General features: G+C 71.2%; 7 protein-coding genes. 4 read left to right on the top strand and 3 right to left on the bottom strand.

Translation table 11 applies throughout. From position 1 onward, the window contains the following. Positions 1-178: 178 nt before the first annotated feature. Positions 179-448, top strand: coding sequence for a hypothetical protein (locus tag ACN6LB_RS26665; RefSeq protein ID WP_445028129.1), 270 nt, complete (start codon positions 179-181; stop codon positions 446-448). 63 nt (positions 449-511) lie between these two features. On the opposite strand, the gene ACN6LB_RS26660 is transcribed toward ACN6LB_RS26665, so the two are convergent. Continuing rightward, complete coding sequence (locus tag ACN6LB_RS26660; protein ID WP_445028128.1) at positions 512-1,261, bottom strand: ferritin-like fold-containing protein; 750 nt, start codon at positions 1,259-1,261, stop codon at positions 512-514. Between the two features lie 471 nt (positions 1,262-1,732). On the opposite strand from ACN6LB_RS26660, the gene ACN6LB_RS26655 reads away from it, so the two are divergent. After that, positions 1,733-4,117 (top strand): DEAD/DEAH box helicase, encoded by a 2,385-nt coding sequence (locus tag ACN6LB_RS26655; RefSeq protein ID WP_445028127.1) that lies wholly within the window; start codon positions 1,733-1,735, stop codon positions 4,115-4,117. A gap of 593 nt (positions 4,118-4,710) precedes the next feature. After that, the gene (locus tag ACN6LB_RS26650; protein WP_445028126.1) at positions 4,711-5,616 is read left to right on the top strand and encodes an alpha/beta fold hydrolase; all 906 of its coding nucleotides are present in this window, start codon (positions 4,711-4,713) and stop codon (positions 5,614-5,616) included. 86 nt (positions 5,617-5,702) lie between these two features. Here ACN6LB_RS26650 and ACN6LB_RS26645 read toward each other — a convergent pair whose 3' ends face one another. Continuing rightward, positions 5,703-6,617, bottom strand: coding sequence for an NYN domain-containing protein (locus ACN6LB_RS26645; protein ID WP_356146176.1), 915 nt, complete (start codon positions 6,615-6,617; stop codon positions 5,703-5,705). Between the two features lie 252 nt (positions 6,618-6,869). Between ACN6LB_RS26645 and ACN6LB_RS26640 the strand changes: the two genes are divergently transcribed. Continuing rightward, entirely contained in the window at positions 6,870-7,022 is a 153-nt protein-coding gene (locus ACN6LB_RS26640) for a hypothetical protein (RefSeq protein ID WP_105968294.1), read from the top strand. Positions 7,023-7,101: 79 nt separating this feature from the next. Here the strand turns inward: ACN6LB_RS26640 and ACN6LB_RS26635 are convergent. Further along, the coding region (locus ACN6LB_RS26635; RefSeq protein WP_445028125.1) for a MarC family protein at positions 7,102-7,375 on the bottom strand (274 nt) is incomplete at its 5' end.

The raw sequence follows: 7,375 nt of genomic DNA, 5'->3' as shown, positions 1-7,375 counted from the left end.
TGCCCCCCGGGCCCCTTTTTTCTGCCTCGAAATTCTTATGCCTCGAACCGCACTGTTTTCTGGCCTGAACTGCACAGATGGAGCACAACCGGCGCACAGAGGAGGATTGCATTCCGCACGTCGCGGGTAAGACCGGCTACGACCGATTTGCACCGGCCGTGCGGGAGGGACCCCCACTATGTTCTTGGAAGCGCTCGGCTCCGCACTGCTCGGTCTCGCGCTGGCATGGACGGCGGCGTACCGACTGCCGGACCGGCTCCCGGTCCGCAGTCTGGTCCTGTCGACGGGTGTCGTCGGAGCACTGTTCGGCGCCTTCCTCACGCACACCGCGCTCGGCGCCGGCCACTTCCTGGCGATCATGATCGGCGCGGTGGCCGTCGCCGCGGCGCTGCTGTCGCTGCTGCTGCGGCCCGCGAAAAGATTTCGGCGCCGGTCGGCGCCGGCGTAGCCGAGCCGACCGACACAAGCACCGCAAGCATCGCAGGCGCCGCGGGAACCCCGCCGAGAAGTCCTAGGCAGCCAGTCCCAGCGCGGCCATCCGCTTGGTGTGCGCCTCGGTGATCCGCGAGAACATCCGGCCGACCTCGGCGAGGTCGAAGCCGTCCGCGACACCGCCCACGAGCATCGTCGACAGGGCGTCGCGGTCGGCGACCACGCGCTGCGACTGGGACAGGGCCTCGCCCATCAACCGGCGTGCCCACAGGGCGAGTCGGCCGCCCACGCGCGGGTCCGCGTCGATCGCGGCGCGCACCTTCTCGATGGCGAAGCTGGCGTGCCCGGTGTCGTCGAGGACGCCGAGGACGAGCCCCCGGGTGTCCTCGTCGAGACGCGCGGCGACCTCGCGGTAGAAGTCACTGGCGATCGAGTCGCCGACGTACGCCTTGACGAGCCCCTCCAGCCAGTCCGAGGGCGCCGTCTGGCGGTGGAAGCCGTCGAGCGCGGCGACGAACGGCTCCATGGCCTGCGTCGGCTCCGCGCCGACCGCCGAGAGCCGGTTCCTGAGCTGCTCGAAGTGGTGGAACTCGGCGGACGCCATCTTCGCGAGCTCCGCCTTGTCGCTGAGGGTCGGCGCCAGCTTGGCGTCCTCCGCGAGCCGTTCGAACGCGGCCAGCTCCCCGTACGCGAGTGCTCCGAGCAGGTCGACGACCGCGGCGCGGTACTGCGGGTCGGCGGCGGCCGTGTCCCAGTCCTGGGCGGCGACTCCGGTGGCCTGGGTGGGGGCTTCGGCGGATGTGTCAGCGGCGTTGTCAGGCGTCGTCATGAAGCGCACAATAGCCCGCTCACCGCGGCACGGAAGTCCCTGGTCAATCACTGTGACGACGACCATGTGACCAAATCGGCCATCGCGTGTGCGCGATTCCGGGGTATGGTGGTAATGCGCCCGCTGAATATTCGACGGGCCGCACGTATGAGGATGCCCGGTCGGTGGCCCGATCGGCTCCGACCCGACAGCCCTCCTCGGCCGTACGGCACATTGCGTACGACGTCCGGAGGGAACCCTCAGCGGTACGAGAGCTCGAGCGTCGGCAGTGGTCCCATGCCACTCGGCCCGCCCTCACGGAGCGGCCGACGTCCCCGGCACGGTCCCGACACGACCCCCGCGCTCGCCTCGCACCGCGTACACAGAAGAGGCAGCACCCTGACTACGACTTTCCGAGAGCTCGGAATCCTCCCCGAGACGGCCGAGGCCCTTGAGGCCGTCGGCATCGTCACCGCCTTCCCCATCCAGGAGATGACGCTCCCCGTCGCCCTTTCGGGCAGCGACGTCATCGGCCAGGCCAAGACCGGCACCGGCAAGACGCTGGGCTTCGGCCTCCCGCTTCTGGAGCGGGTGACCGTTCCCGCGGACGTCGAGGCGGGCCGGGCGCAGCCCGAGCAGCTCACCGACGCCCCGCAGGCCCTCGTCGTCGTCCCGACGCGCGAGCTGTGCACCCAGGTCACCAACGACCTGCAGACCGCGGGCAAGGTCCGCAACGTACGCGTTCTGGCGATCTACGGCGGCCGGGCGTACGAGCCGCAGGTCGAGGCCCTCAAGAAGGGCGTCGACGTCATCGTCGGCACCCCGGGCCGTCTGCTGGACCTCGCGGGCCAGAAGAAGCTCAACCTCAAGCACATCAAGGCGCTCGTCCTCGACGAGGCCGACGAGATGCTCGACCTGGGCTTCCTGCCCGACGTCGAGAAGATCATCAACATGCTGCCGGCCCGCCGTCAGACGATGCTGTTCTCGGCGACCATGCCGGGCGCGGTCATCGGCCTCGCGCGCCGCTACATGTCGCAGCCCACGCACATCAACGCCACGTCGCCCGACGACGAGGGCAAGACGGTCCGCAACACCGCGCAGTTCATCTACCGCGCGCACAACATGGACAAGCCGGAGATGGTCTCGCGGATACTGCAGGCCGACGGCCGCGGTCTCGCCATGATCTTCTGCCGCACGAAGCGGACGGCGGCGGACCTCGCCGACCAGCTCCAGCAGCGCGGCTTCGCCTCCGGCGCGGTCCACGGCGACCTCGGCCAGGGCGCCCGCGAGCAGGCGCTGCGCGCGTTCCGCAACGGCAAGGTCGATGTGCTGGTGTGCACCGACGTCGCCGCCCGCGGTATCGACGTCGAGGGCGTCACGCACGTCATCAACTACCAGTCCCCCGAGGACGAGAAGACGTACCTGCACCGCATCGGCCGTACGGGCCGCGCGGGCGCCAAGGGCATCGCGATCACCCTCGTCGACTGGGACGACATCCCGCGCTGGCAGCTCATCAACAAGGCGCTGGACCTCGGGTTCAGCGACCCGCCGGAGACGTACTCCACGTCGCCGCACCTCTTCGAGGAGCTGAACATCCCGGCCGGCACGAAGGGCGTCCTGCCGCGCTCCGAGCGCACCCGGGCCGGCCTGTCCGCCGAGGTCGTCGAAGACCTCGGTGAGACCGGCGGACGCGGTGGTCCGCGCGGCCGCGGTGGCCGCTCGTCGGCGCCCGCACCGGTCGCCGAGCGCGAGCGTGCGGAGCGTACGCCGCGGCGTCGCCGTCGTACGCGCGGCGGGTCGGCGTCGGACGAGACGTCCGCCGCTCCGCAGTCGCCGTCCACGTCTTCGTCCTCCGTCGCCGACGCCGTCGAGGCCAGTGAGCCGCGCACTCCGCGCCGTCGCCGCCGCACGCGCGCCGGGGCGTCCGGTGAGCCGGTGGCGGCCACGGCCGCCGTCGAGGTCACCGAGGTCGCCACGGCCGTCGAGCCGTCGGTCCCCGCAGCCGCGGAGGCCGCGGTCGCCACGGCCGAGGGCACGGACGCGACGGAGGCTGCCGCCAAGCCGCGTCGCCGCCGCACCCGCAAGGCCGCGGAGGCCGTCGTCGACACGGTGGAGGTTGCCACGGAGGCGCCGGCCGCACCGGTCAAGCCGCGGCGTACGCGCAAGGCCGCGGCCGTCGCGCCGGAAGCCACCGAGGTCACGGAGCCTGTCGAGACGGTCGAGGCAAAGCCGCGCCGCACTCGCGCCAAGGCCACCACGAACGCCCCGGCCACCGCCGAAGCCGCCGTCGACACCGCCGAAGCCACCGCGACCAAGCCCCGCCGACGCACCCGCAAGGCTGCCGAAGCCGCCGTCGACACCGCCGAGGCCACCATCCCCGCCCAGACGGCCGAGGAACCCGAGGTCAAGCCCCGCCGACGCACCCGCAAGGCTGCGGAGGCCGTCGTCGACACGGTGGAGGTTGCCACGGAGGCGCCGGCCGCACCGGTCAAGCCGCGGCGTACGCGCAAGGCCGCGGCCGTCGCGCCGGAAGCCACCGAGGTCACGGAGCCTGTCGAGACGGTCGAGGCAAAGCCGCGCCGCACTCGCGCCAAGGCCACCACGAACGCCCCGGCCACCGCCGAAGCCGCCGTCGACACCGCCGAAGCCACCGCGACCAAGCCCCGCCGACGCACCCGCAAGGCTGCCGAAGCCGCCGTCGACACCGCCGAGGCCACCATCCCCGCCCAGACGGCCGAGGAACCCGAGGTCAAGCCCCGCCGACGCACCCGCAAGGTTGCCGAAACCGTGGTCGACACGGTTGAGGTCGCCGCCGAGGTCAAGCCGCGTCGGCGCACGCGTAAGGCCGTGGCCGCCCCGGACCCCGCGGAAAGCTGACCCACCCGCCGATGGCCCGGTCCCACCTCCCGTGGGCCCGGGCCATCGGCGTCCCCCGACACCACCAGACACCGGGGGTGGGTGGGCAAACCCCGGGTGCCCCGTGGCTTTGCTCGGTTACCCGGTATGGGTGCCGGCCGGGGGTGGGTCACGCAACTCGGCGCTTACGAGGTGCCGCTGCGCCCACCCCGTGCCGCCCCTAGCGGCACGATTGCCCGCAGTAACGAGGCTTCGCCGCCCCTCGGCGCCACACGCACCCCGCTGCCGGGTGGGCAGCCGCCCCCAGCTCCACGCACGCCCGCAGTGACGCGGCTTCGCCGACCACCCACGGCACACGCACGCCCCCACGCCCCCGCAGCCGAGTACGCACGGAAGGGTCCGTGCCGGTACGTCTCTGCCCGTCGCGTAGCCGGCCCCCAGCCAAGTTTCGCCATGCTCGACTCCCGGGCAGTACGCCCACGCGGCGACGGGCAAGACGTACCGGCACGGACCCGACCCACCCACCGGCCCCCACGCGAACGGCGCCCGCACCCCCGCAACAGGCACCCCCACCCCCCTGCGACAGGCGCCCCCGCCAGCTATAGCCTCGGAGCATGAGTCGGCCCCCCACCTTCACCCCGCCCGCCGGTGTCCGTGCCCGTCGGCTCGTCACTGCGCGCGGTGAGTTCGCCGCGCTCGACGCGGCGGCTGCGGCAACGGACGCGCGGCCGACGGTGAAGGGAACCGTGCTGCTGCTGCCCGGGTTCACCGGCAGCAAGGAGGACTTCATCGCATTGCACGCGCCGTTGGCGGAGGCCGGGTACCGGACCGTCGCCGTGGACGGACGCGGGCAGTACGAGTCGGCCGGCCCCGAGGACGACGAAACGGCCTACGCGCAGGACGAGTTGGCCAGGGACGTGCTCGCGCAGGCGCACGCCCTCGGTACGCCCGTGCACCTCGTCGGCCACTCCCTCGGCGGCCAGATCGCCCGCGCCGCGGTCCTGCTGGACGCGTCCCCCTTCGTGTCGCTCACGCTCATGGCGTCGGGCCCGGCCCAGATCTCCACCTCGCAGCAGGAGCGGGTGAAACTGCTCAGGGACGCGCTCGCGGTGATGGACATGGCGCAGGTGTGGGACGCGATCCAGGCGATGGACGCTCCGGAGGAGACGGACACCGGCGCCCGCGACGGCACCCTCGACGACGGCCTCGACGACCGCGCCGACCTCCGCCGCCGCTGGCTCGCCACAAGCCCCGCCCAGCTCATCGCGACAGGCCGACTGCTCTGCACGGAGCCGGACCGTGTGGCCGAACTGGCCGCCGTACCGCTGCCCAAGCACGTCCTGTCGGGCGAGCGCGACGACACCTGGCCGATCCCGCTGCTCGACGAGATGGCCGGACGCCTCGACGCCCACCGCACCGTCGTACGGAAGGCCGAGCACTCCCCCAACACGGACCAGCCGCTGGAAACGGCCCGCGCTCTCGCGGAGTTCTGGGACCGGACGCAGAACGGGCAGTACTAGGGGGTGTTTGAAAGTCCCGCACAGCACCCACGGCGCCCGGCACGCACCGAACACCGCGGGCACCGCACAGGACCTTCAAACACCCCCTAGTACTGCGCCTGCAGGTGCTCCCAGAACCCGTCCCGCAGCGCCCGCCGCAGATCCGCCTGTCCGCGCAGCGAGTACTGCAGCAGCCCCTCCGACTCCACCAGAAGGTCCTGGTCGACCGAGCCGGGCAGATACGGATGCCCGGGCAGCAGCTCGGCCACCGCCGCCCGCCCCCGCTCGGCAAGCCACTTCGCGGCGATCTGCGCGCCGACGAACCGCACGTCCTCGCGGGTGGGCCGGATCGCCGACGACGCGTCGTACGTGGCAGCGGTGCGCCGTGACACGTAGGGCTTGAAGAACTCCAGGTCGAGGGTGCGTTGACTGTCGACCTCCCACAGCAGGGGCTCCGCCTGGTTGCGGTTCTCGGGGGCCTCGATGCCCCAGAGGTGTACGCGTGCGCCGTAGCCCTGGGCCGCCTCGACCGCCGAGACGAGGTCCTCGTCGCCGCCGAGGAGCGCGGCGTCGCTGATGGCGCGGTGCCGGGCGAGGGACTCCAGATCGGACCTGATGAGGGAGTCGACGCCCTTTTGCTGGTTGTTGGCGTTGAGGTTGCCGAGGCGGACCTTCACATCGGGCAGTTCGGCGATCGACTGCTGCTCGGCGGTGTGGATGCGGCGCCGGGCGCCGTCGTACCAGTACACGCGGAGCAGTCGGCTGTCGGCGAAGATCGAGCGCGCCTTGTCGATGAGCGCCTCGATCAGGCCCTCGGCGTCGAGGTCGAAGGCCCGGCGGTCCTCGGTCCCGGTGACGAGCCGGCCGGCGGCGGCGTACAGGTACCCGGCGTCGACGAAGATCGCATGGGTGGAGGGTGTCTTCGCCACCTCGGCGAGCATGCGCTGCAGCAGCTCGTTCGTGCGGTCGATACGGGCGCCGAGCATCGCGAGGTCGTCGGGTCCCATGAGGTCGTCGTTCATTGCGCACCATTGTCCCGGCCGTCACGCTGCGAACACAACCGGTCCCGGTCAGTTCGCGGTTCACCGCGCCGAAGCCCACGGCTGCGGATCTTTACGTGTCAGTAATTAGGTTCTCGAAAATTTTCCTTAGCGTAGGGAATGTTTGTAACACGCACCCCGTTGAATCCGTATGGAACGGGGAGCACACGCGCTTCACGGATCACCACACAAGTAGTTCTCCTCAGGAGGATGACCAGACGAAGGGAGAAGCCCATGCGCTTCGAAATCATGCGACTCGACGATGTCGACGGCACGCCCGTGGACAGCACCGTTGTGGACGCCGCCTCCGTCAACCGGATCGTTCAGCAGGCCGCCGCCATCGGGCAGCGCCTCTGGATCCGCCCGGCCGACTCGTCCGCCTCATAACGCGCGGACGCTTTTACACACTCCAGAGCCCCGTACGGCAGCACTGCCGTACGGGGCTCTGCGCATGTCCCGGGAGGCGTCAGCTCCCCTGAATCACCTGGGTCACCCCGTTGATGATCTGCTGCACCGCGATCGCGGACAGCATCATGCCCGCGAGCCGCGTCACGAGCACCACGCCGCCGTCCTTGATGACACGGATGATCAGCAGCGAGTACCGCATCACCACCCACAGCACGACGTGGATCGCGAGGATCGCGACCCACACCGACACCTGCGTGGCCACGCTGTCGGCCTTCTGCACGGCGAGGATCACGGAGACGATCGCGCCGGGCCCGGCGAACAGCGGCACGCCC

The organism is Streptomyces sp. SAS_270 (genome assembly GCF_052543295.1).
This window is presented reverse-complemented; position numbering and strand designations above follow the sequence as displayed.